Raw genomic sequence first — 22242 nt, 5'->3', positions numbered from 1 at the left:
CCATTTTGTTGGGAGCCATGCGCGCTTGCCGCGCAGGCGGGGCGAAGGCCATCCGCGCGGGCTAGCTCAGCAGGAACGACAGCAGCGCCCGCATCTCGGCGGGCTTGATCGGCTTCTTCAGCACTTCGAGGCCGTGGCGGCTCGCGTCCTTCGCGGCCTTTTCGGAGTAATCGGCCGTGATGATCATGGCCGGCGTGTCGAGCTTCAGATGCTGGCGGACGTCGGCGATGGCCGACAAGCCGCTCTCGCCGTGATCGAGATGGAGGTCGGCGATCACGGCATCGGGTGCGCCGCCGAGCTCGCTGAGGCGCAGCAGCGCATCCGCGGCCGAGCGCGTGGTCGCGACGTCGCAGCCCCATCCTTCCAGCAGCGCGGCCATCGCCTCCGAGCCGTTCGGGTCGTTCTCGATCAGCAGGATCTTGGCGCCTTCGAGCCCGCTATAGCGCCGCTCGGCGAGCTTGACCTCGTGCACCTCGTCGCTGACCTCGGCGAGGTCGGCGGGCTCCAGCTCCAGGGTGAAGGTCGATCCCCGGCCGACCTGCGACGACAGCCGCACCTCGTGCCCGAGCACGGTTGCGAAACGGCGGACGATGGAGAGGCCGAGACCGAAGCCGGCCTGGTCGGTCGCGGTCGCCTCGCCGCGCTGGAATTCGCGGAAGATTGCCTGCTGCTGCGCCTGTGCAATTCCAGGCCCGGTGTCGGAGACCTGGATGCAGATGTGGTCGCCCCTCAGCCGGCATCCCATGACGACGCCGCCGTTGCGGGTATAGCGGATGGCATTGGCAAGCAGGTTCTGCAGGATCCGCCGCAGCATCATCGCATCCGACCTCACCGCGCGCGGCGAGGTGCGGATGCGCAGGGAAAGACCCTGCCGCGCCGCGACCGGCTCGAATTCGTTGCGGAGCTGTTCGAACAGGGGCGCCAGCGCAATCGCGCGCACGTCGGGCTTGAGCGCGCCGGCGTCGAGCTTTGCGATCTCCAGCAGCGACCGCAGCAAATCCTCCAGCATCAGCAGCGAGCGGTCGGCCTGGTCGATGAGCAGGCCCGCCTCCTGCGATTCCATCATTTCGGTCAGCGCCGACAGCGTCAGGCGCGCGGCGTTCAGCGGCTGCAACAGGTCGTGGGTGACCGAGATCAGCACCGATGATTTCAGCGAGCTTGCGGCTTCGGCCTGCTGCTTGGCGCGGTAGAGCCCTTCATTGGCGCGCTCGACCGAATGCAGCGCTTCGCGCAGCTGGTGAGTCCGGTCGCGAACCTTGTGGTCGAGCGCAATGGCGGTTTCGAACAATGAAAAGGCGTTGAGCTGCTGGTCCATCGAGCGTTCGACGCGCGACATCAGCGCGGCATTGATCTTCTTCAGCTTCGCCGCCTCGCGCCGCAGCTGGTCGACCGCATCAGGGCCCTGCAACATGTCCGTCACGACGGGCGCCTTCCGATCGCAACGCCGGTGAAGGTCTGGTTCACATGCATGGAGCCGAACTGCTCGCCATAGGTATGAAAGCCGACGACACGGTTCTGCCGGTACAGGTCGGACATGTCGCGGGCGAGCTGATGCTGCTCGGCGTCGAGCCGGCGAAGCAGGCACTCGAAGCCGATATAGAGCGAGACGTCTCCGATCTGGTCGCGGATATCGGCGAAGGTGTCGCGGGTCGAGCCGACCAGGCTGCGCGACGTCGCCGCCGTCAGCACCATGCCCTCGTCGATGGCGCAGAAGAAATGTAAGGATCCGTCCGGCTCGACGCGCTGGATCGACCGCGCGTAATAGGCGCCGCCGACGCGCACCAGCACGGGGTGGGACGCGAAGGAAAATGGATCGAGCTTGGCGTCCAGGATCCCGACCATGCGCGAATATTCCTCGGCCGCGGGCTCCGCGTTCAGCTCCCTGACCGTTCGATTTTCGATGTCAGCTTCGGTGACCACCATCTTCTGCGGGCTCGGCTCGAAATTGTCGCACTTGAAAGCCCGGAACGGCAGCGAGGTGTTCAACAGGATCAGGAGGGCGGCGTTGGTGTGTGCCTTGCCGTCGCAGAACACCCAGGTCTTCTCGAAGCGCATCCCGTCGCCTGCGGACCCGCCGACGACCGGGATGTCGTCGAGCGAGGCATAGATCGCGGACATCACCGCCTCCTCGCGGCGGCACAGGCCGTCGATCAACACCAGGCCGAAGGGATTGCCGCGATCGACTTGCGGGGTGATCCGCAACAGCTCGTGCCGGAGCTCGCCGCCGATCCTACGGCCGTCCTCGACGCGGAAGCTGTCGAGGTTGAGAATGGGCCGCACCGCGGCCGAGAAGTCGGCACGGCTGAACGCCAGCGCCACGACGCTGTTCTCGTCCCAGCCGTCAGGGGCGAGCTCGCCCGCGGTCGTGCAACCGCAGACCTGAGTCTCGTCGAATTGCCGGGTGATCTCGGCGATGAAGTGATGAGGGTCGTAGCTGGGCGAGAGGAAGACCAGGATCAGCGCCAGCTCGTCGGATGGGAGCTGGGCGGCGAGCTCGGCCACGGCTTCATCGACGCTCGCAGCCTTCGATTTGGCAACGGCAACGCCAGACGCACCGCCAAACCGAAAATCGGTTTGCCCCACTCCGTTTCTCCCCTCGAGGACCAGCCTGGTCTGACGCCAAGTGCCTGATAAGTGCCCGACAAGTGTTCAAAGAATAAGGCGTTTTCCGGTTAGCCGCAACACGGCGCCGCTCGGCCCGGCAAGGCTGGACGCGCCCGAGGGGCCGGAAACTCTCTCCACCCGGGGTGCAGGCCGGACGGATTTACCACCCCTTGACGTTTCTGCCTTAATTTTCCGCACGCGTTCGGAAAGGGCTGCTTCCGGGCCGCGTGATCGTTGCAAGAACATAAGGTTGGGGGTGGGAATGTCCGGGCGTATCGCGTCGCCGTCTAAGCGCACCATATTTCCGACCCTCAGGTTCCGCGCCAAAATCATCCTGGGCTTTGCCGCAGTGCTGGTGATCTCCGCCGGCAGCATGGCTTTCGCCTATTTCGGCTTCGAGCGGGTCTCCTCCGGGGTCGGGTCCTACCGCACCAGCGTTTCGGAGGCCGACCTCGCCCGCAACATCGACCGCGAGCTGCTCGCCTATCGTTCGTCCGCCCGCTACTTCGTCGTCACCGGCAAGGAAGATGACGCCAAGGCGGCGCTGGAAGCCGAGGCCAGCCTGAAGAACGCCATCGACCAGGCGATCAAGGGCGCCAAGCGGCCGGCGCGGCAGGAGAGTCTCAACAAGCTCGCCAAGGAGTTCTCCAACTTCTCCGCGACGTTTGCAAAGATCCTGCAGGCCAAGCGCGACAGCGCCCTGCTGGTCCAGAACCAGCTCCAGCGCAATGCCAACCTCCTGAAGTACAAGCTCGACGACATCGGCAACAACGCCTCCGACGCAGAGGCGCAGGCGATCGAGTTCGGCACCAAGCAGGTCAATGCCCAGTTCCAGACTGCGAGTTCGGCAGCGAGCAATTTCATCCTCAACTCCGATCAGGCGGTGGCGACAAGCGCGCTGGCGCGACTGAAGTTCGTCGAGAACTCGCTGGGCGCGGTCTATTCCATGGACGACAAGATCGTCGCCGGCCTGAAGGATGCGAAGGTGCTGCTCGCGGCCTATCGCGACGCGCTGGAGAAGCTGATCGCCAACGCCAAGATGGTCGATGAGCTCGTGACCGAGATGAGCGGCTCGGCCGGTGCGATCCTGCAAGGCGCGACCGCCATGAAGGCGGACCTCGTCGCCGAGCAGCAGCGGCTGGATACGGAATCGGAAGCGACCATCGGGCAGACCGAGCAGCTGGTGCTGATGCTGGCCGTCGGTGGCACGCTGTTAGGTGCGATCCTCGCCTTCCTGCTCGGCACCGGCATCTCGCGTCCGATGATCGCGATGTGCAAGGCGATGCGCGAACTCGCCTCGGGCAATTTCGACGTCGTGCTGCCGGGCCTCGGCCGCAAGGACGAGATCGGCGAGATGGCCGGCGCGGTCGAGGAGTTCAAGGTTCAGGCCGTCGCCAAGGCCGAGCGCGATGCCGCTGCCAGCGAAGCCCAGAACAAGGAACTGGCCACCGCCCGCCGCTCCGAGCTGATTCGCTTTGCCGACGATTTCGAGAGCGCCGTCGGCGCCATCGTCTCCAACGTCTCGGCCTCGGCCGTGCAGCTCGAATCGGCGGCGTCCACGCTGACCCGTACCGCCGAGACCACGCAGAGCCTGTCGAGCCAGGTCGCCGGCGTCTCCGAGCAGGCCTCCAGTAACATGCAGTCGGTCGCCACCGCGACGGAAGAGCTCTCGGCCTCGGTCGAGGAGATCGGTCGCCAGGTGCGCGATTCCAGCCGCATTGCGGAAGCTGCGGTGGTGCAGGCCAAGGAGACCGACGGCCGCATCGGCAAGCTCTCGCATGCTGCCCAGCAGATCGGCGAGGTCGTCAAGCTCATCACGGCGATCGCCGAGCAGACCAACCTGCTGGCGCTCAATGCGACCATCGAGGCGGCGCGCGCCGGTGAAGCCGGCCGCGGCTTTGCGGTGGTTGCCAGCGAAGTGAAGTCGCTGGCCAGCCAGACGGCGAAAGCAACCGACGAGATTTCCTCCCACATCACGGGCATGCAGGGCGCCACCGCCGAGTCGGTCGCCGCGATCAAGGAGATCGGCGCCACCATCGGCCAGATCTCGTCGATCTCGACGTCGATCGCGAGCGCGGTCGAGCAGCAGGGCGCCGCGACGCAGGAGATCGCGCGCAGCGTCCAGACGGTCGCCCAGGGCACCCACGCTGCAGCCACCGACATCGGCGAGGTCAACCGCGGCGCCGCCGAAACCGGCTCGGCTTCGGAGGAGGTGTTGAATTCGGCCAAGACGCTGTCATCCGAAAGCACGCGTCTTCGCGCCGAGCTCGACCGCTTCATGGCAAATATCCGGGCGGCGTGAGGCTCGGACTTCTCCCCTCTCTCCACCGTCGTCCTGGCGAAAGCCAGGACCCATTATCCCGGGAGCCAGTTGGGCAAAGACCGGCAACTACGGGTCATCGCCAAACCACGCCCTGTGGTAATGGGTCTGGATCAGCGCTCGCTCCGCTCGCTTGTCCGGGACGACAGCGGAGATTGGCGCCGGCCTTCAATTTGTAACGGCGCGAGAAAGCGCGCCTTAACATTTGCCCGCGTCACCGAACCGCAAGTTGCGACGCCGCAAATTTACCGCCGCTTATCCTTTGCCAATTACCGTGCACACGAGTCGGGAAGCGGGCTGCTTCCGGGCTGCGCCTGGTTTTCCGCGAATGGAATGGGGTGGGGGAATGTCCGTCAAATCCAAGCCGAACACATCGAAACTGCCAACCTTGCGTTTTCGCGCAAAAATCGTCCTCGGCTTCGTGGCGGTGCTGGCCATCCTCGCGGTCAGCATGGCTTTCGCCTATTTCGGCTTCGAGCGGATCCAGGCCGCCGTGGCCTCCTACCGGACCAGCGTGGCGGAAGCGGATCTCGCGCGAACCGTCGACCGCGAGCTGATCGCCTATCAGGGGCTGGCGCGGGCCTATACGCTGACCGGGGCGACAGACGACGAGACCGCGGCCAAGGCGGCCGAAGAGAATCTGAAGGCGGCGATCGCCAAATCGACGTCCGCCACGACCGGCGCCGCGCGTCGCGAGCAGGTCGGCAAGCTCGAGGCGGAGTTCCAGCGCTTTACGAAAGTATTCGGTGAGATCATCACCCTGACGCGCGAGAACAACAAGATCGCGGCCGATGAGCTCAACAGCGTCGGCAACAAGATCCGCTTCAAGTTCGACGACCTTGCCGATACCGCGGCGCTCGCCGGGCTCGCCTCGGTCCAGACCACGGCCAAGGACGTCACCTCGCAATATCTTGCGGTCTCCACCTCTGTCGGCGCCTTCGTCGCCAAGCCCGAACCGAAGACCGCCGACGGCGTGATCGCCCGCATCAAGTTCCTGGAGACCCTGCTGGTCTCGATCTATGCCAACGACCAGAAGATCACCGACCGCGTCACCGAGATCAGCAACCTGCTGAAGCAGTACCGCACCTCCTTTGCCAAGCTGACCGAGAACGTGAAGGTCATCGTCAAGTCGAACGGCGAGATGACCAAGACGGCCGCGTCCATCCTCAAGCTTTCGAGTGAGCTGCGATCGGACCTGACCGCCGATCAGCAGCGCATCGAGGCCAGCGCCAATGCAACGATCGGAGAGACCGAACGGCTGATGCTGATGCTGGCGCTGGGCGGCCTGGCCATCGGCGCCGTGCTCGCCCTGATGCTCGGCAACGGCATCTCGCGTCCGATGATCGCGATGTGCAAGGCGATGCGCGAACTCGCCTCGGGCAATTTCGACGTCGTGCTGCCGGGCCTCGGCCGCAAGGACGAGATCGGCGAGATGGCCGGCGCGGTCGAGGAGTTCAAGGTTCAGGCCGTCGCCAAGGCCGAGCGCGATGCCGCCGCCAGCGAAGCCCAGAGCCGGGAGCAGGCCGCAAGCCGCCGCTCCGAACTGATCCGCTTTGCCGACGATTTCGAGAACGCCGTCGGCGCCATCGTCTCCAACGTCTCGGCCTCGGCCGTGCAGCTCGAATCGGCCGCGTCCACGCTGACCCGTACCGCCGAGACCACGCAGAGCCTGTCGAGCCAGGTCGCCGGCGTCTCCGAGCAGGCCTCCAGCAACATGCAGTCGGTCGCCACCGCGACGGAAGAGCTCTCGGCCTCGGTCGAGGAGATCGGCCGCCAGGTGCGCGATTCCAGCCGCATTGCAGAAGCTGCGGTGGTGCAGGCCAAGGAGACCGACGGCCGCATCGGCAAGCTCTCGCATGCCGCCCAGCAGATCGGCGAGGTCGTCAAGCTCATCACCGCGATCGCCGAGCAGACCAACCTGCTGGCGCTCAATGCGACCATCGAGGCGGCGCGCGCCGGTGAAGCCGGCCGCGGCTTTGCGGTGGTTGCCAGCGAAGTGAAGTCGCTGGCCAGCCAGACGGCGAAGGCCACCGACGAGATTTCCTCCCACATCACGGGCATGCAGGGCGCCACCGCCGAGTCGGTCGCCGCGATCAAGGAGATCGGCGCCACCATCGGCCAGATCTCGTCGATCTCGACGTCGATCGCGAGCGCGGTGGAGCAGCAGGGCGCCGCGACGCAGGAGATCGCGCGCAGCGTCCAGACGGTCGCCCAGGGCACCCAGACCGCAGCCACCGACATCGGCCAGGTCAACCGCGGCGCCGCCGAGACCGGCTCGGCCTCGGAGGAGGTGCTGAACTCGGCCAAGACCCTCTCCAGCGAAAGCACCCGCCTCCGCGCCGAGCTCGACCGGTTCATGGGGAATATCCGGGCGGCGTAGCGCTCTCTCCGCTGTCGTCCTGGCGAAAGCCAGGACCCATTATCCCGGGAGCCAGTTGAGCGAAGACCGGCAACCACAAGTCTTCGCCAAACCACGTCCTGTGGTAATGGGTCCTGGATCAGCGCTCGCTCCGCTCGCTTGTCCAGGACGACGGCTGATTTTTCGCTGTGCCGTCTAAGCCTCACGCTCTTCCAAACGCCCACTTCAATTCCACCTTCGCCTGCTCCAGCCGCGCTCGCTGTGTTTTCGGCAGCGTCTTGCCGGCACGGTTGATATAGAACGTCAGCATCGACAGCGCCGAACGATAGGCGCCGGTCTTGCGGCGCGAACTGTGCTCGGCCGAGCGCTTCAGCGAGGCTGCGATCTTCTTCGGACTCGTGAGCGTGAATACGCCGCGCTTGAGATCGAGCGCGTCGCTCTCCTTGGTCACACGTTGCGACCAGCGCTTCGGCGTCGCGCGTTTCGCGCTCTTGCGCACGCTGGTCTTCCTGCTGCGCGCAGCTGTTTTGCGAGAATGTGTCGTCTTTCTGACGTGAGCCATGCGTCAACTCCCTGCGGCTCCTTCGGAAACGGACGGCGTTGGAGGCCGTTCCTGCGGGAACCGGCGCTTGCCGCAGACGTTGTCGCAGGTGGCAGGCGGAATGCCGCACCCTGATGATCGGTTCGCCCCTGGCCACATCATGTGAACCGGGGTCGCTTCTATTGGTCAGACCCAGCAACGCGATGGAATTGCAGCAAAGCCAAGCGCTGAATTATGGACCTGCTGTCTCGGCGGTCGCGACCGATCGCATCATCGAGACCAGTATTCCCTCACGTCTCGACGCGCTGCCGTGGAGCGGCTTTCACACCCGGGTCGTGCTGGCGCTCGGCATCACCTGGATCCTCGACGGGCTCGAGGTGACACTCGCCGGTGCGCTTTCCGGCGCGCTGAAGCAAAGTCCCTCGTTGCAATTCTCCAATCTCGATCTCGGCATTGCCAATTCAGCCTATCTCGCCGGCGCGGTGCTCGGCGCGCTCGGTTTCGGTTGGCTGACCGACCGCATCGGCCGCAAGAAACTGTTCTTCATCACGCTCGCGCTTTATCTCTCCGCCACCGCTGCGACCGCACTGTCGTGGGATATCGCGAGCTACGCGCTGTTCCGTTTTCTCACCGGCGCCGGCATCGGCGGCGAATATACCGCGATCAATTCGACCATCCAGGAGCTGGTGCCGGCGCGCTATCGCGGCTGGACCGATCTCGTCATCAACGGCAGCTTCTGGATCGGCGCGGCCATGGGCGCGGTGGCGGCCATCGTTCTGCTGGATCCCGCCTTGATCGGCCCCGATCTCGGCTGGCGCCTCGCTTATCTCATCGGCGCGAGCATCGGCCTCGTCGTGCTGTTGATGCGGATGTGGATCCCGGAAAGTCCGCGCTGGCTGATGATCCACGGGCGGCCCGATCAGGCCCACGCCATCGTCGACGAGATCGAGCGTTCGGTGATCGGACACGACCAGGATGCGAGCGACCGACGCTTCACCAGGATCCGGCTGAAGATGCGCGATCACACGCCGATTCGCGAGGTCATGCACACGCTGTTCACGGTCTATCGCCAGCGCGCGCTGGTCGGCCTCGTCCTGATGGGCGCGCAGGCTTTCTTCTACAACGCCATCTTCTTCACCTTCGCGCTGGTGCTGACCGATTTCTACGGCATCAGCGCCGATCATGTCGGATGGTATCTGCTTCCCTTCGCCGCCGGCAATTTCCTCGGCCCGCTGCTGCTCGGCCGCCTGTTCGACACGCTCGGACGGCGCGCGATGATCATGTTCACCTATGGCGCGTCGGGCCTGCTGCTGGCGCTGTCGGGCTATCTGTTCTCGATCGGGGCGCTCAGTGCGCAAGGACAGACCATCGCCTGGATGGTGATCTTCTTCTTTGCCTCGCCCGCCGCGAGCGCGGCCTATCTCACGGTCAGCGAGACGTTTCCTTTGGAAGTCCGCGCGCTGGCGATCGCGGTGTTTTACGCGGTCGGCACCGGTATTGGCGGCGTCATCGGCCCGGCGCTGTTCGGCGCGCTGATCGACACGGGATCACGCACAAGCGTGTTCGCCGGCTATTTGCTGGGGGCATTCCTCATGATCGCGGCCGCGATCGTGGCGTGGCGCTACGCCGTCTCCGCGGAACGCAAATCGCTCGAACAAATAGCGCGGCCGCTGGCCTTTATGGAGTAGACTATGAAATCGGAACTTGCGGAAATGGCGGTGGACCAGAAGCGCACCATGCCCGTTGACGACGATGTGCCGGAAACGGTGCCGGTGCCGCATGCGCTCGTGCCACATCTCGACGAGACCGCGATCCTGCTCGACATCGACGGCACGCTGCTCGACCTGATGCCGACGCCGCGCGAAGTGTGGGTGCCGCCGGGCCTGTCGGAGACGCTCAAGCGGCTGGTGGAACGCACCTCCGGGGCGTTGGCGCTGGTCAGCGGCCGCTCGCTCAACGACATCGACTTGATCTTCGCGCCCGACGTCTATCGCGCCGTCGCCGGCCACGGCGCGGAGATGCGGCTGTCGGTGGACAATGAAGCGGATGACGTGCACGCGCCGCCGCTGGACAAGGAGTTGAAGCGGCGGCTCGCTGCGATCGCAAAGCTCAGTCCGGGCATTCTGCTCGAGGACAAGGGCTATTCGCTCGCGCTGCACTATCGCCTCGCACCGCATGCGGAGAAGGCGATCTTCGAGGCTGTCTCGCTGATCCGCGCCGATCTGCCCAATGCGCCGATCGAGGTGCTGCCCGGAAAGTTCGTCTGCGAGATCAAGCATTCCGGCTTCACCAAGGCGACCGGCGTGCACGAGTTGATGAAGCACGAACCGTTCAGGGGACGGCGTCCACTGTTCATCGGCGACGACGTCACCGACGAGACCGTGTTCGCGATCATGCCTGACATGAACGGGCTCGCTTTTTCGGTGGGCCGCCGTGCCATGGGTGTGAACGGTCACTTCGATGCGCCGAGCGATGTGCGCGCGTTCCTGGCGCGCCTGCTCGATCCGAGGTGAAACAAAGGCAGCGCCACGCTGCAGACATAAAGGCCGTCGGCGCAGCGCCCTAGCGTGCAGCGATGCATGCCGTGCAATAGTACCAAAATGACTGTCTTTGCAGTAGGTTCCGCAAGCGAAACCAGTTCCAACGTGCGCGCCTGACTTTGGTTTCATTTCGTGGAAATGATGACAGGAACCATATTGATGAACGCCAGTTAAACGGGGTGGAATGAACAGGAGGGGACGACCTGTGAACTTAGTCGTCGTTTCGAATCGTGTTGCGCGCGGCAAACCCAACGAGCCCATGACGGGCGGCTTGGCTGCGGCATTGCTTCCCGTTGTGGAACATTCGGGTGCCATCTGGGTGGGGTCTTCCGGCCGCGTGCGTGACGGCCATCAGAAGGAGCCGTTTGCCGAGATCGAGGCGCTGGGTTCGGGCGCGATTGCGACGCTGGATCTGCCGGCGGCGCATTACGGCGGCTATTACGAAGGTTTTGCCAATTCGGCGTTGTGGCCGGCGCTGCATTCGCGCAGCGATCTGATCCGCGTTTCGCGCGAAGACTATGTCAGCTATCGCGAGGTCAACGCCTTCATGGCGCGCGCCTTGATGCGCTTCCGCAAGCCCCGGACCGCATTCTGGGTGCAGGACTATCATTTCCTCGCACTCGGTGCGGAGCTGCGCGATCTCGGCGTCGACGATCCGATCGGCTTCTTCCTGCACACGCCGTGGCCGGTGGCCGCGGTGACGCAGGGCGTACCCAATCATCGCGAACTGATCACGGCGATGCTCGCCTACGATCTCATTGGCTTCCAGACCGAGGAGGATCGCCAGAATTTCCTTGGTTATGTCGCCGGCGAGCTCGGTCTCGTCATCGATGATGGTGTTGTGCTGTCGCAGCACGGCCGCACCCGCTGTGAAGTCTTCCCCATCGGCATCGATGCGGAGAAGTTCGCGCAGTATGCCGCCAAGTCCGCCTCGCATCCGGATGTGTCGCGGCTGCGCCGCAGCCTCAACGGCGAGCGTCTGGCGATCGGTGTCGACCGGCTCGACTATTCCAAGGGCCTCGTCAACCGTATCAGCGCGTTCGACCGGCTCTGGACCGAGCAGCCGCAATTCTTGCGCAGCATCTCGCTGCTCCAGATCGCCAACCCTTCGCGCGGTGCCATCGAGGCCTATGGCAATCTTCAGAACGAGGTCGCGCGTCTCGTCACCGACGTCAACGGCCGCCACGGCGAGGTGGACTGGACGCCGATCCGCTATCTCAACAAGGGCTTCAGCCAGGCCGTGCTCGCGGGCCTCTATCGCACCGCGCAGATCGGTGTGGTGACGCCGCTGCATGACGGCATGAACCTGGTCGCAAAGGAGTATGTCGCCGCGCAGAACCCGGCCGACCCCGGCGTGCTGGTGCTGTCGAAATTCGCCGGCGCGGCGAATGAGCTCGACACGGCGCTGCTGGTCAATCCGCACGACATCGACGCCATGGCGCGCGCGATCGCGATCGCCGCCGCGATGCCGCTCACCGAGCGCAAGATGCGCTGGGACGCGATGATGAAGAAGCTGCGCGGCCACACCATCCAGCAATGGTCCGCCGATTTCGTCGCCGAGCTCGAAAAGTGCCGGATCGAGAAGGCCGCCGTCGCCCCGCTCGCAGCCCAGCCCCCGCAAGCGCTGCGCTGGTTGAAGTCGGCGATCTCGGGCGTGCGGTTGATTTAGCTTCCGTGAAGCTCGCTCTGATCTTCCCCTCTCCCACGAGGGGGGAAGGAAGAGATCGTCAATAGCAATACGACACGCCATCCAGAATCGCGCATTGCCGCTTGTTCGGCGCGTTGGGATCGTCCAGCGGCACCATGCCCTTGCCCTGGCCGACGAACACGCCGGGCCCGACATGCACCGAGCTCTTGTTGCCGATGATCACGCTCGGATGCGGCGACGAGCTCGAGCGCGTCCCGTCCGGCCAGATGATGGCATCGCCCGAAAGCACCCCGCGCCGCCCGTCGTCGCAGCTGACGTCAACCCCTTGGCGGGTGCAGACCTGAGCCAGGGCCGGCCCGGCAAAGGCGGAGCCAAGGGCCGAAATCAGGCCCAGTGCGGCGATGGTCTTGCGGATGGTCATGCGCCCCCGGTCGTGTTTGGCATTCTCAAATGAATCGTCGCGCCAAACCCGTCCTGGGTTCAGCCGGCAGGCGGTTCCAAAACAGCCGCCGACGCCAGATATTGTCGTTTAAATACAACATCTTACGGAAAATTCACCCGATTTTCTCGCGGTCTCTTGCAAAATCGCCGGCGCCCCTTCAAGAGAGGGCGCTCCGGAGAGATGGCCGAGTGGCTTAAGGCGCACGCTTGGAAAGCGTGTGTGCGGGAAACCGTACCGTGGGTTCGAATCCCACTCTCTCCGCCATTTTCTACGCCAAACCACGATTTGGCTCGTTTGAATTCGTTAGCTTGGCCGAATGTACGAAATGGCTGGCCTGACGGAGTCCAATATCATCGTTGCCATCGACAAGGATGAGGGCCTCTCTTCCAACTCGTCGGTTACGGCCAGACCGCGACACACAGGCGGCCCGGAGTTGGCTGAAATGTCGATGAAATAATGAGCAAGTGGTTTCACTTCAGCTCGCGTTGCTAGCCGGTGGCGCAGTCCTTGAGTTGCTGCCGAAGCCATTGATGACCGCGATCGTTATCGAATCGGGCGTGCCAAGTGGCGTGCAGCGTAAAGGGCCTCGTATTGAACGGCAGCGGCAGGGATTGCAGCACATCACGGTAGCGGTTGAGGAAACGCTGCGGAAGAGTGCAAACGAGGTCGGTCGACTGTAGCAAGAGCGGCACGACGCTGTAGTGCTGAACTGACACGGCGACGCAACGCGTCAGCCCGTCCTTCGCCAGGACATCGTCGATGAAGCCGCGAAAGCCGCCGCCTTCTCCCGAAACGATAATATGCTCCAGGCGCGAATACTCTCTCATCGTGGGCCGCCGCAATCCGCGCGGATGATCCTTGCGCTGGGCCATCATGAACCGTTCATCGAGCAGCGGCTGGGACGGCATTCCGCTTGGGACCGCATCTTTCGAAACCAGCGCAACGTCGAGATCTCCCGCCTCGAGCTGGCCAGCCAATTTCATCAAATCGATCGAGCGGAAGGCGAACCGGATTCCCGATAAGCCATCCCGTCGCGAGAACGCGACCAGCCGCGATCCAACAATAGCGGTCGCGTTGTCGTTCGCACCGATTGTGAAAGTTCGATCCGATTTCTTCGGGTCGAAGCCAGCTGGTGCACCGATAACATCTTGCAGATTCTGCAGTGCCAGTCGCAGAGGCTCCTTGAGCTCGATTCCCCGCGGGGTGAGGACCATGCCTTTTCCCGAGGCGGCAGGTGTCAGCAACTGATCCTTGAAGATATCGCGAAGCCTGGCCAGTTGGGCGGAAAGTGCCGGTTGGCTAATGCCAAGCCGCGCTGCCGCACGGGTGATGTTCCTCTCATCGAGCATCACCTTGAGCGATGCGAGCAGAGGCATGTCATGAGCCCTGATATTCATCCAGTTTATACCACATATCTCATCTATCGATTTCAAATATCCCATGACGGAGGACATCAATGCAAGCCGGATCATATGGGCCGCGAAAGCGGACAAGATAGTTGGGGGACAGATGAGGAAGCTGCCAAACGCCGGTCCTGCTGCGGCGGAGCCCACCATCGAGTTGCAGCGAAGGGTCATGATCGCAGCGACCGTCGGTACGGTCATCGAGTGGTACGATTTCTTCATGTATATCTCGGTGGCTTCGGCCATCTCGGTTAATTTCTTCTCGGCCGACAATCCTGTTTGGGCCAATGTCTTCGCGCTTCTCACCTTCGGCACGGGCTATCTCGTTCGGCCGTTTGGAGCGCTGGTGTTCGGTCGCATCGGCGACATGATCGGACGCAAGCAAACCTTTCTCACCACGATCCTGATGATGGGATCTTCGACGGTCGCCGTCGGTCTGGTGCCGAGCTATGCGTCGATCGGCCTGTGGGCGCCTTCGATCTTGATCTTGCTGCGAATGATCCAGGGATTGGCTCTTGGCGGCGAGTATGGCGGTGCTGCGACCTACATCGCAGAGCATGCACCGCAAGGCCGCCGCGGCTGGTTAACGTCCTGGCTGCAAACCTCTGCACCGATCGGCTTCGCTCTCTCGATGCTATCCGTGTATCTCATGCGCTCCAGCATGACGCCCGAGGCATTCAATGACTGGGGCTGGCGGATCTTGTTCATCAGTTCGGTGTTGCCGCTCGCGATCTCGGTCTGGATTCGGTTGAAGTTGCAGGAATCGCCGCTCTTCCTCAAAATGAAGAATGAGGGGACGCTCTCGAAGTCTCCGATCTACGACACGCTCCGGGCGCTGCCGAACCTGAAACGCGTGCTGATCGCGATGTTTGCGATGGTCGTCCCCCAGAGCGTGCTGCTGGTCGGTGCACAGATCTATTCCCTGGTGTTTCTCACCGGTACGGCCAAGGTCGATCCGCAGATCGCGAGTCTCTTGGTCGGTGCGGCACTGATGTTGACGCTGCCGGTGATGATCTTCTTCGGCTGGTTGAGCGACCGCTACGGCACCAAGATATTCATCCTGGCTGCCTGCGTCATTGGCACGTTCACCTACCTCCCGCTCTACAAGGCACTCATCTTCTATGCCAACCCTGCGCTCCATGCCGCGCAGGCGGCCGTACCCGTAACCGTCGCGGTGGATTCATCGGAGTGCTCCTTCCAATTCAACCCGATCGGAACGGCGAAGTTCACCACAGGGTGCGATATGGCCAAGAACGCCTTGATCCGGTTCGGCGCTCCCTATTTGACTAGGTCCGAAGCAAAAGGGGCGGTCGCGACGGTTTTCGTTGGCAGCAAGCCAATCCCGGTTGGCGCCGCAGGGCAGGCTCCGGATGTCGCGGCGTTCACCGCCAAGTTGAAGCATGCGCTTGAGGAGGCCGGATATCCGAGCCGTGCCGATCCAAGTGCGATGAATTTCGGAATGATCATAGTGGTGTTGGCGGCGCTGAGCACGGTTGCCGGCATGATCTTCGGTCCGCTGGCATCGGCGATGACCGATCTGTTTCCGCCCCAGGTGCGTTACACGTCGGTCTCGTTCAGCTATCACGTGGGCAACGGCTATTTCGGCGGCCTCTTGCCGGCGATCGCCGCGGCACTCCAGATTTCCAGCGGCGATATATACGCCGGTCTTTACTACGTGATGGTCATTTCGGCGATCTCGTTCTTCCTCGGCTTGTTCTGGCTGCAATCGGCGCCGGCAGCGGCCAAGGTCGAGTCAGTCGCGACTGCCACGGCCTAGCGGTCACGCTTCAGTCTGCACAAGCAAGAAAGTCTGGTTCACATGACCGCAATGCACGCGATCGGCAACGTCGCCATTCGTCAGGTTGTCGAGATCCGAGGTCCGGGTTTTACCCCGGACTTCCTCTTCCCGGATTGGGATCAGTCGGTTCTGGCGAAGCACCGAGCGCTGATGATCCCGGATTGCTTCGACGAGGCGGAGGGGCGCTTCATCGCGAGCATCCACACCTGGATTTTGAAGACGCAGCACCATACGATCCTGATCGACAGTTGCGCAGGCAACGACAAGAACCGTCCGATGCTGCCGCGCTTTCATCAGTTGAATCTGCCTTTCCTCGCCCGGCTGGCGGAAGCCGGCGTCTCACCTGAACAGGTCGACTATGTCTGCTGTACCCACCTGCACGCGGATCATTGCGGCTGGAACACGCGGCTCCTCAACGGCCGCTGGGTGCCGACATTCCCGAATGCCAAGTACGTCTTCTCCAAGGCCGAGTACGATCATTGGTCCGGCCCGGCTGGCAAGGAAGGCTTCAGCGCCGGCGTATTCGAGGACAGCGTTCTTCCTGTTATCCAGAGCGGACAGGCCGAGATCGTCGATGGCGAGGCTGCGATCGGGGACGGTCTTACGTTCCATCCGACCCCGGGGCACAGCCCTGGTCACGTCGCTATCCAGCTTTCTGACCAAGGACAGAAGGCGCTCTTCAGCGGCGACATCATGCATCAGCCGCTTCAGATCTATCGTCCGGACTGGAACAGCGCGTTTTGTGAGGACGCGGAGCGCGCACGCGCATCGCGCCGCTGGCTTCTCGAACGGGCTGCGGAAGATCGCTCGACCGTTTTCACGGCTCATTTCGCCAACACGTCAGCCGGACACGTCACACGTAGCGGCGACAGGTTCGACTGGCGGTTCGTGTAACTGAGGGGATACCGAGATGCATAAATCGATTACCGACGCCATCATCAGCGAAGAGATGATGATCCCGAGCGACACCGCAGGGATCGAACTCTTCGTTCGCAACAAGCGACGGTCCGACTTGGTCCGGTTCTCTGCCGACAAGACGGTCTTGTTCGTCGCGGGATCGACCTATCCGGCGTCGACTTCGTTCGACCTTCGCCTGGACGGCTTGTCCTGGATGGATCATCTGGCCCAGGAGGGCTATGACGTCTATCTCGTCGATGTCCGCGGCTATGGTGGGTCGACCCGTCCCCCTGAAATGGAAGAACCGGCGTCCAACAATCAGCCAATCGTGCGCACACCCGTCGCTGTGCGTGACGTCGGCAGTGCTGCTACGTTTATCCGGTCGCGGCGAGGGGTCGACAAGATCAACCTGATCGGGTGGTCGTGGGGGACGACGCTGATGTCACGCTACGCCTCGGAGAACCTGGCGCACGTCAACAAGCTTGTTCTGATCGCACCGCAGTGGCTCCGGACGACCCCGAGCGCGGCTGATTCCGGCGGCGCCCTCGGCGCCTATCGCGTCGTCGAGCGCTCGGCGGCCAAGAGCCGTTGGCTCAACGGCGTTCCCGATGACAAGAAGGACGCGATATTGCCGCCGGCCTGGTTCGATGCGTGGGCGGAGGCAACTTTTGCCAAAACAGGACTCGGGCCGGACAAGCTGCGGGCGCCGAACGGAACGGTTCAGGACAGCCGAGAATATTGGGCATCTGGCAAGCCGCTTTATGATCCTTCCTCGCTCACGGTGCCGGTCCTGATCGTCCATGCCGACCTGGATCGCGACTGCCCAATGGATATGGCGCAAACGGTGTTCAGCAAGCTCTCGGCGGCGCCATATCGCCGCTGGATCGAGATCGGCGAGGGCACGCACTCGGTATTCATGGAGAAAAATCGCTGGCAGGTCTTCGCTGCTGTCGACGGTTTTCTTGGGGAACGGCCTGCAGCCTAAAGAGGGCATGCCGCGATTGCCCAGCTCCCGAAATGGCAAGCATGGCGACTCGTCCTCTCAGGCGCCGTAAAGGCGCAAATTTCCATCATTGGTGATCAGCCGGACCTGCACATCTGGCCGCGTGGCCGCTATGTCGCCAATCTGCGACGCAGGCATCAGGCTAAAGGCGGTCGAAAGCGCATCCGCCTCGGTGGCGGTCGGCGCAATGACGCTGACGGTCCGATAGAGCGCAGGGCTCCGTCCCGTCCGCGGATCGAATAGATGCGTGAACCGGCCCGCCGGATCGAAGCGGAAGCCCGCGCCCGCGGTGGTCGCGACCGCCCGATCAATGAGGTCGATGGTTTCCGTGAGCGCGCCGGCTCGGTCCGGATCGGAAAGGCCGACGCGCCACGGCGTCCCGTCCGCGCGCGCTCCGAGCGCGCGTATCTCTCCCATGTTGACGAGGGTCGTCGACAACCCGCGGGCGCGCAAGACATCCACGACACGGTCGGTGGCGTATCCTTGGGCGATGCCGTTCAGGGTGATCGCAGCGCCATGTCTGAGGAGCGCCACAAGCTTTTCGCTTACGCGCAGGCCGCTGCTGCCCACCTTCGCGAGCGCCTCCGCCAGCTTCCCGGCCGGCGGACCGCCGGGATCCGGATTCTCCGACGAAAAGTGTGCGGCATAGAGCTGCCAGAGCGGCTGGACGGTGGGATCGAAGGTGCCGCCGGTAAGGTCGGAGAATTGCAGCGAGGCCTTGAGCAGCGCGACCATGTCGGGCTCCGGTGCGACAAGGATGCCACTCCGGTTGAGGGCACAAATGGCGGAATCCGCCCGGTACAGGCTGAACTGCCCTTCGAGTCGTCTTACCTCAGCCAGGCAATCCTGAATGATCCTTTCCGCCTCCTCCCGATCGGGATGGAAGATATCGATCGACACCTGCGCGCCGAGCGCCGATCCGCGCCAACGTACTGCCCCGGTCGAGGACGCGTGTCCGCCGCCGGAAAGAAACGCCGAGCCTGCGGTCGCGGCTGCGATGGTGATCATGCGCCGGCGCGTGAGATTTGCTGGTGCCATCGGAAGCCTCGTCAGTTGGTCCGGGCGCTGGGGCGTTCATGCCCGGTTTGATCGACGGCGGCGCTGTCGCTGCCGAGCACGTAGCCGCTCGGAACGTCCGTAAACGTGACGACCTTGCCGCCATTGGCGGCGGTGAAGGCGTCCGCCGCGGCACGATTGCCGAAAGGCACAGCCTCGGCGGCCCCCATTCCGCCCTGCTTGCGGCTCTCGATGACGAAGAACGCCTTTTTGGCGTCGATCCAGTTGGTCGCTCCCGGCTCCTCCCAACTGGGCGCGCGCGCCATGTCGGACACGTAGATCGCGCGGATATCACGGGGCTGATCCGGCATCAGAGTGAAGGCCACGGTGTCGCGCACCGAGGTGAACCAGTACGGGTCGATGCGGCTCGCCGTGATGATCTGCCCTTTGGGGCCAGGGTGTTCGAGCACGTTCATGCCGCAGAAGACCCCCATTGCATCGCTGTTGAGCGCCGCGGGCGGCGGCATGACGGCATCGCTTCCGTCCCGATTGCAGCTGGCGAGGACCAGCGCGACGATCATGCACAGAATCCGCAGGATCATAGCTCCCTCCGAGCGAAGAAGGCGGCCGCAAGCCCGAGCGGCGCGACGACCCAGGCGGTCAGTCCCGTCAACAGCGCGCCGACGCTGGTCGTCGCGGTGCCGGCGAGCCCTGCCATCCCGGAAAACTGGCTGACGTTAAAGCCGGTCAGGTTCGTCATCCGGTACAGGTCCGTCGGATTGAGGAACAGCAGCGCTTCGAGAACGGGTGCGGAGACGATGTTCCCCTGATCGACGACCAGCACGCCGAGCAGTGCCATGTCGAATACCAGCACCATCAGCAGCCAGACTCCCACCGAGATGCCGGCGGCGGTGCCGCGGTCCCGGACCAGACTGCTGATCAGATATCCGACCGCGACAAAGACCGCCCCGAGCATGACCGAGGTTCCGAGCATCGAGGCGAAGGCATACCAGCTCGCGGCGAGCACGGAGGCGCCCGTCGTCGCGAGGGCGGCGGCCGCGGCGCCGTAGCCGATCACGGTCGCGAAGGCGAGGATCAGGACGTGGCCGCAGAATTTGCCGAGGATCACCTGGCCTCGGCCCACCGGATAACTCAGGAGCAGCGTCATGGTGCCGCGTTCCATCTCGCCGACCACGGCGTCGTGCGAGATCAAGAGGGCGATCAGCGGAAGCAGGAAGATCGTCAGGCTCGACAGGCTGACGACGACGACGTCGAGCGCCCCCGCGCCGACATTGCCGGTGGGTGCGCTTCCCAGGAACGTCAGCGACAAGGCCAGCGCGGCCAAAAGGAGCGTGGTTGCCAGGACCCAGCGGTTCCGCAACCCTTCCTGGATCTCCTTGGCGGCTATGATGACGATCGTTCTCACGCAGCACTCTCCTGCGAATTTAGGAAATGCGCATAGAGCTCATCGAGGGTCGGCGCCGCGATCTCGATGTTGATGACGCCGGGATCACTGGCCGCAGCGCGCAGCACGTCCATTTTGCGCGCCTCGTCGGGCACCAGCAGCATGCGTCCGCGCGGGGTCGCGACACTTGCGCCGTTCATCCACGCTGCGGGAACGCCGGCGCCCGGCGCAAAGTCGACCGAAACGCGGATCGGGAGTTGCGAGATCGAGCGCAGTTCCGACAGGGTGCCCTGCGCGGCGAGGAGCCCGCGGTTCATGATGAGGACATGCTCGGCGCGATCCTCGAGTTCGTTCAGCGCGTGGGACGAGATCAGCACAGTGGCGCCGTCGTCGCGGAGTTCGTTCAGGATCTCATAGAAGGTCTGCCGTAGCGCGGGATCCAGTCCCGTCGTCGGCTCGTCGAGCAGGAGCACCCGGGGCCGGCCGAGCAGCGCCTGCGCCAATCCGAGGCGCTGACGCATGCCCTTCGAATAGGTCCCGACCCGGCGGTCGGCCGCATCGGTCAGTCCGACGCGATCGAGAAAGGCCCACGCTTTCGACGGTTTGACGTGCTTCAGCCGCGCGTAAAATGTCAGCGTTTCTCGCCCGGTGAGTGCTGCGTTGAAGGCAACGTTTTCCGGAAGATATCCAAGCTGCCGTCGTGCCGAAAATTCACCGGCGGCCGGATCCTCGTCGAGCACGCGGATGGAGCCCTGATCCGGACGGATCAATCCCAGCATCAGCTTGATCAGTGTGGTCTTGCCGGCGCCGTTGTGGCCGACCAGTGCGCTGAGCCGTCCCGGGGCGAGATCGAACGAGACGTCGCGCAGTGCGCGCACCGTGCGGTAGTTCTTCACGACACCAGTCACGGAAACGGTAGGGCTCATCTTCCGCCCTCCTTGCCCGACGGCCGCGGCGGTGGAGCGATCAAGGGGTGGCTGTCGATGACGCCGCCCGGGTAGAGCGCCGGAAACTGAGCCTGGGCCCACCGCAGCACTTGCACCGCAGGGCTGTTGATCAGCACCTTGGCGGAGGGTGCCGTCCACAGCACCCGATCGACGAGATCGTTGGGTCGGTAGGCGGTGTCGGCGATGCCGTCACCGTCGAGATCGAAGGCGGGATTGTCGCTCCAATAATTGCCGCGGCCGCCCTTGGACCAGTCGAGGTTGCGCGTACCGACATATTTGACCTGGTTCCGATTGCCGACGAAGGCGTTTCCGGTGATCTCGTTGCCTTCGGATCCGGCCGTGAAATGAACGCCGATGGCGCAGCGTTCGAACCAGTTGTTCCGGAACCGGTTGTGGTTCGTGTTGTAGATGAACACGCACTTCTCCGGGCCGCTTCGCAAGCTCTGCTCGCGCTTCGTGTCCGGGATCATGCCTCGCTCGTCGTCCGGCCCCTCTTCGCTCCCGACGGACACCGTATCCAATAGCCCGCCCGTCACCCTGTTTCCGTCGATCTCGGCGTAGTTGGCGTAGTTGAACAGGAGGCCGTGATCGCGATCGCGATCGGAGATGTTGTCGCGGATGATCAGCCGGTTCGAGTACATGATGGCGTAGCCGACATGATTTCCGATCGAGACGTTGCCGCTGACTTCGCTGTCGTTGGTGTACATGTAGTGGACCGCGAAGCGGACCTGTTCGAAGCGGTTGCCGACGAAGCGGTCCTTGCGGCTGGAAATGGTAAAGATACCGTCGCGGCCATAGCGGAAGGTGTTGTCCGCAATGGTGACTTCGGGAGCGTTCCAGAGCGAGACGCCGTTGCCGGCCTCGCTGAGGCGATGGCCGCGAAGCCCTTCGATCAAGTTGTTGGCCACCCGCGATCCGGTCGCTCCGTGCACGTAGACGCCGAACAGGTTTCCCACCAGGCGGTTGTTCTCGATGGTCGCGCGTTCGGCGGTCTTCTGGAGAAAGACCCCGGAATTCATCGCCTGCAGGTCGCGCCCCGACCCCCGGATGGTCACGCCGCGGACCGTTACATCGGGCGCGGTCACCGTGACGACATTGCCGGAGCCCCCGCCGTCCAGCACGGCGCCGGGACGTCCGGTCAGGGCAAGAGGGCGATCGATGCGGATCGAGCCGTTGTAGTCCCCTGGAGCGAGTTCGACGACGTCACCGTCGCGGGCACGATCCAGCAACGCCTGCAGCGGTTGCCCCGGCACAGCAGTCAGCGTCTCCGCGCTGGCGAAGCCGGACAATCCGGCGGCGACGAGCGCCGCCGGAAGCATGCGTGACGGAAGACGCACGG

Annotated in this window: 18 protein-coding genes and 1 tRNA gene; 9 read left to right on the top strand and 10 right to left on the bottom strand. The window is 63.8% G+C overall.

Features of this window, described 5'->3' with window-relative positions:
* Positions 1–61: 61 nt before the first annotated feature.
* Entirely contained in the window at positions 62–1411 is a 1350-nt protein-coding gene (locus ACE10W_RS40510) for a hybrid sensor histidine kinase/response regulator (RefSeq protein WP_304553937.1), read from the bottom strand.
* Between the two features lie 5 nt (positions 1412–1416).
* The gene (locus ACE10W_RS40505; RefSeq protein ID WP_304549499.1) at positions 1417–2583 is read right to left on the bottom strand and encodes an FIST N-terminal domain-containing protein; all 1167 of its coding nucleotides are present in this window, start codon (positions 2581–2583) and stop codon (positions 1417–1419) included.
* A gap of 283 nt (positions 2584–2866) precedes the next feature.
* Between ACE10W_RS40505 and ACE10W_RS40500 the strand changes: the two genes are divergently transcribed.
* Positions 2867–4906 (top strand): methyl-accepting chemotaxis protein, encoded by a 2040-nt coding sequence (locus tag ACE10W_RS40500; RefSeq protein WP_304549498.1) that lies wholly within the window; start codon positions 2867–2869, stop codon positions 4904–4906.
* A 364-nt stretch (positions 4907–5270) separates the two neighbouring features.
* A complete protein-coding gene (locus tag ACE10W_RS40495; RefSeq protein ID WP_304549496.1) occupies positions 5271–7304 on the top strand; it encodes a methyl-accepting chemotaxis protein in 2034 nt (677 codons plus the stop codon).
* Positions 7305–7485: 181 nt separating this feature from the next.
* On the opposite strand, the gene ACE10W_RS40490 is transcribed toward ACE10W_RS40495, so the two are convergent.
* Entirely contained in the window at positions 7486–7845 is a 360-nt protein-coding gene (locus ACE10W_RS40490; protein WP_304549494.1) for a DUF3175 domain-containing protein, read from the bottom strand.
* A 182-nt stretch (positions 7846–8027) separates the two neighbouring features.
* Between ACE10W_RS40490 and ACE10W_RS40485 the strand changes: the two genes are divergently transcribed.
* The 3 genes from ACE10W_RS40485 to ACE10W_RS40475 all read left to right on the top strand — a co-directional run bounded on the left by ACE10W_RS40485 (position 8028) and on the right by ACE10W_RS40475 (position 12033).
* Positions 8028–9512 carry an MFS transporter gene (locus ACE10W_RS40485; RefSeq protein ID WP_028175325.1) on the top strand — a complete coding sequence of 495 codons (1485 nt, stop codon included), beginning with the start codon at positions 8028–8030 and terminating at the stop codon, positions 9510–9512.
* A gap of 3 nt (positions 9513–9515) precedes the next feature.
* Complete coding sequence (gene otsB, locus ACE10W_RS40480; RefSeq protein ID WP_161532666.1) at positions 9516–10337, top strand: trehalose-phosphatase; 822 nt, start codon at positions 9516–9518, stop codon at positions 10335–10337.
* 232 nt (positions 10338–10569) lie between these two features.
* Positions 10570–12033: a trehalose-6-phosphate synthase gene (locus ACE10W_RS40475; RefSeq protein WP_028175323.1), complete on the top strand. Its 1464-nt coding sequence runs from the start codon at positions 10570–10572 to the stop codon at positions 12031–12033.
* Positions 12034–12091: 58 nt separating this feature from the next.
* On the opposite strand, the gene ACE10W_RS40470 is transcribed toward ACE10W_RS40475, so the two are convergent.
* A complete protein-coding gene (locus ACE10W_RS40470) occupies positions 12092–12433 on the bottom strand; it encodes a hypothetical protein (RefSeq protein ID WP_038966690.1) in 342 nt (113 codons plus the stop codon).
* Positions 12434–12628: 195 nt separating this feature from the next.
* Here ACE10W_RS40470 and ACE10W_RS40465 point away from each other — a divergent pair.
* Positions 12629–12718 (top strand) — tRNA-Ser (locus ACE10W_RS40465).
* Positions 12719–12942: 224 nt separating this feature from the next.
* On the opposite strand, the gene ACE10W_RS40460 is transcribed toward ACE10W_RS40465, so the two are convergent.
* Positions 12943–14172: a LysR family transcriptional regulator gene (locus ACE10W_RS40460; protein ID WP_304549489.1), complete on the bottom strand. Its 1230-nt coding sequence runs from the start codon at positions 14170–14172 to the stop codon at positions 12943–12945.
* On the opposite strand from ACE10W_RS40460, the gene ACE10W_RS40455 reads away from it, so the two are divergent.
* From ACE10W_RS40455 to ACE10W_RS40445, 3 genes are read left to right on the top strand one after another with little or no spacing between them, the layout of a single operon-like run.
* Positions 14057–15634 carry an MFS transporter gene (locus tag ACE10W_RS40455; protein ID WP_304553936.1) on the top strand — a complete coding sequence of 526 codons (1578 nt, stop codon included), beginning with the start codon at positions 14057–14059 and terminating at the stop codon, positions 15632–15634. The genes ACE10W_RS40460 and ACE10W_RS40455 overlap by 116 nt on opposite strands.
* Before the next feature lie 42 nt (positions 15635–15676).
* Entirely contained in the window at positions 15677–16549 is an 873-nt protein-coding gene (locus ACE10W_RS40450; protein ID WP_304549487.1) for an MBL fold metallo-hydrolase, read from the top strand.
* Positions 16550–16565: 16 nt separating this feature from the next.
* Positions 16566–17537: an alpha/beta hydrolase gene (locus tag ACE10W_RS40445; RefSeq protein ID WP_304549485.1), complete on the top strand. Its 972-nt coding sequence runs from the start codon at positions 16566–16568 to the stop codon at positions 17535–17537.
* 57 nt (positions 17538–17594) lie between these two features.
* On the opposite strand, the gene ACE10W_RS40440 is transcribed toward ACE10W_RS40445, so the two are convergent.
* The 5 genes from ACE10W_RS40440 to ACE10W_RS40420 are packed head-to-tail and all read right to left on the bottom strand — an operon-like array spanning position 17595 to position 22222.
* The gene (locus ACE10W_RS40440; protein ID WP_370205008.1) at positions 17595–18593 is read right to left on the bottom strand and encodes an FAD:protein FMN transferase; all 999 of its coding nucleotides are present in this window, start codon (positions 18591–18593) and stop codon (positions 17595–17597) included.
* Between the two features lie 11 nt (positions 18594–18604).
* Positions 18605–19153, bottom strand: a complete 549-nt coding sequence (locus ACE10W_RS40435; RefSeq protein ID WP_304549481.1) for a nitrous oxide reductase accessory protein NosL — start codon at positions 19151–19153, stop codon at positions 18605–18607.
* Positions 19150–19977 (bottom strand): ABC transporter permease subunit, encoded by an 828-nt coding sequence (locus ACE10W_RS40430; protein ID WP_011083150.1) that lies wholly within the window; start codon positions 19975–19977, stop codon positions 19150–19152. The genes ACE10W_RS40435 and ACE10W_RS40430 overlap by 4 nt, the downstream gene beginning before the upstream one ends.
* A complete protein-coding gene (locus ACE10W_RS40425) occupies positions 19974–20882 on the bottom strand; it encodes an ABC transporter ATP-binding protein (protein WP_161532661.1) in 909 nt (302 codons plus the stop codon). The genes ACE10W_RS40430 and ACE10W_RS40425 overlap by 4 nt, the downstream gene beginning before the upstream one ends.
* On the bottom strand, positions 20879–22222 hold the full coding sequence (locus ACE10W_RS40420) for a nitrous oxide reductase family maturation protein NosD (protein WP_039186341.1): 1344 nt from the start codon (positions 22220–22222) through the stop codon (positions 20879–20881). The genes ACE10W_RS40425 and ACE10W_RS40420 overlap by 4 nt, the downstream gene beginning before the upstream one ends.
* Positions 22223–22242: the final 20 nt, after the last annotated feature.

It is taken from the genome of Bradyrhizobium sp. B025, from assembly GCF_042257955.1.
Lineage (GTDB): Bacteria > Pseudomonadota > Alphaproteobacteria > Rhizobiales > Xanthobacteraceae > Bradyrhizobium > Bradyrhizobium diazoefficiens.
This window is presented reverse-complemented; position numbering and strand designations above follow the sequence as displayed.

Excerpts from the sequence above, each read along its gene's own strand:
- ACE10W_RS40470 (WP_038966690.1), bottom strand. The coding sequence starts at position 12,433 with ATGACCATCCGCAAGACCATCGCCGCACTGGGCCTGATTTCGGCCCTT.
- ACE10W_RS40425 (WP_161532661.1), bottom strand. The coding sequence starts at position 20,882 with ATGAGCCCTACCGTTTCCGTGACTGGTGTCGTGAAGAACTACCGCACG.
- ACE10W_RS40440 (WP_370205008.1), bottom strand. The coding sequence starts at position 18,593 with ATGGCACCAGCAAATCTCACGCGCCGGCGCATGATCACCATCGCAGCC.
- ACE10W_RS40485 (WP_028175325.1), top strand. The coding sequence starts at position 8,028 with ATGGAATTGCAGCAAAGCCAAGCGCTGAATTATGGACCTGCTGTCTCG.
- ACE10W_RS40490 (WP_304549494.1), bottom strand. The coding sequence starts at position 7,845 with ATGGCTCACGTCAGAAAGACGACACATTCTCGCAAAACAGCTGCGCGC.
- ACE10W_RS40510 (WP_304553937.1), bottom strand. The coding sequence starts at position 1,411 with ATGTTGCAGGGCCCTGATGCGGTCGACCAGCTGCGGCGCGAGGCGGCG.
- ACE10W_RS40420 (WP_039186341.1), bottom strand. The coding sequence starts at position 22,222 with ATGCTTCCGGCGGCGCTCGTCGCCGCCGGATTGTCCGGCTTCGCCAGC.
- ACE10W_RS40435 (WP_304549481.1), bottom strand. The coding sequence starts at position 19,153 with ATGATCCTGCGGATTCTGTGCATGATCGTCGCGCTGGTCCTCGCCAGC.
- otsB (WP_161532666.1), top strand. The coding sequence starts at position 9,516 with ATGAAATCGGAACTTGCGGAAATGGCGGTGGACCAGAAGCGCACCATG.
- ACE10W_RS40495 (WP_304549496.1), top strand. The coding sequence starts at position 5,271 with ATGTCCGTCAAATCCAAGCCGAACACATCGAAACTGCCAACCTTGCGT.
- ACE10W_RS40445 (WP_304549485.1), top strand. The coding sequence starts at position 16,566 with ATGCATAAATCGATTACCGACGCCATCATCAGCGAAGAGATGATGATC.
- ACE10W_RS40500 (WP_304549498.1), top strand. The coding sequence starts at position 2,867 with ATGTCCGGGCGTATCGCGTCGCCGTCTAAGCGCACCATATTTCCGACC.
- ACE10W_RS40450 (WP_304549487.1), top strand. The coding sequence starts at position 15,677 with ATGACCGCAATGCACGCGATCGGCAACGTCGCCATTCGTCAGGTTGTC.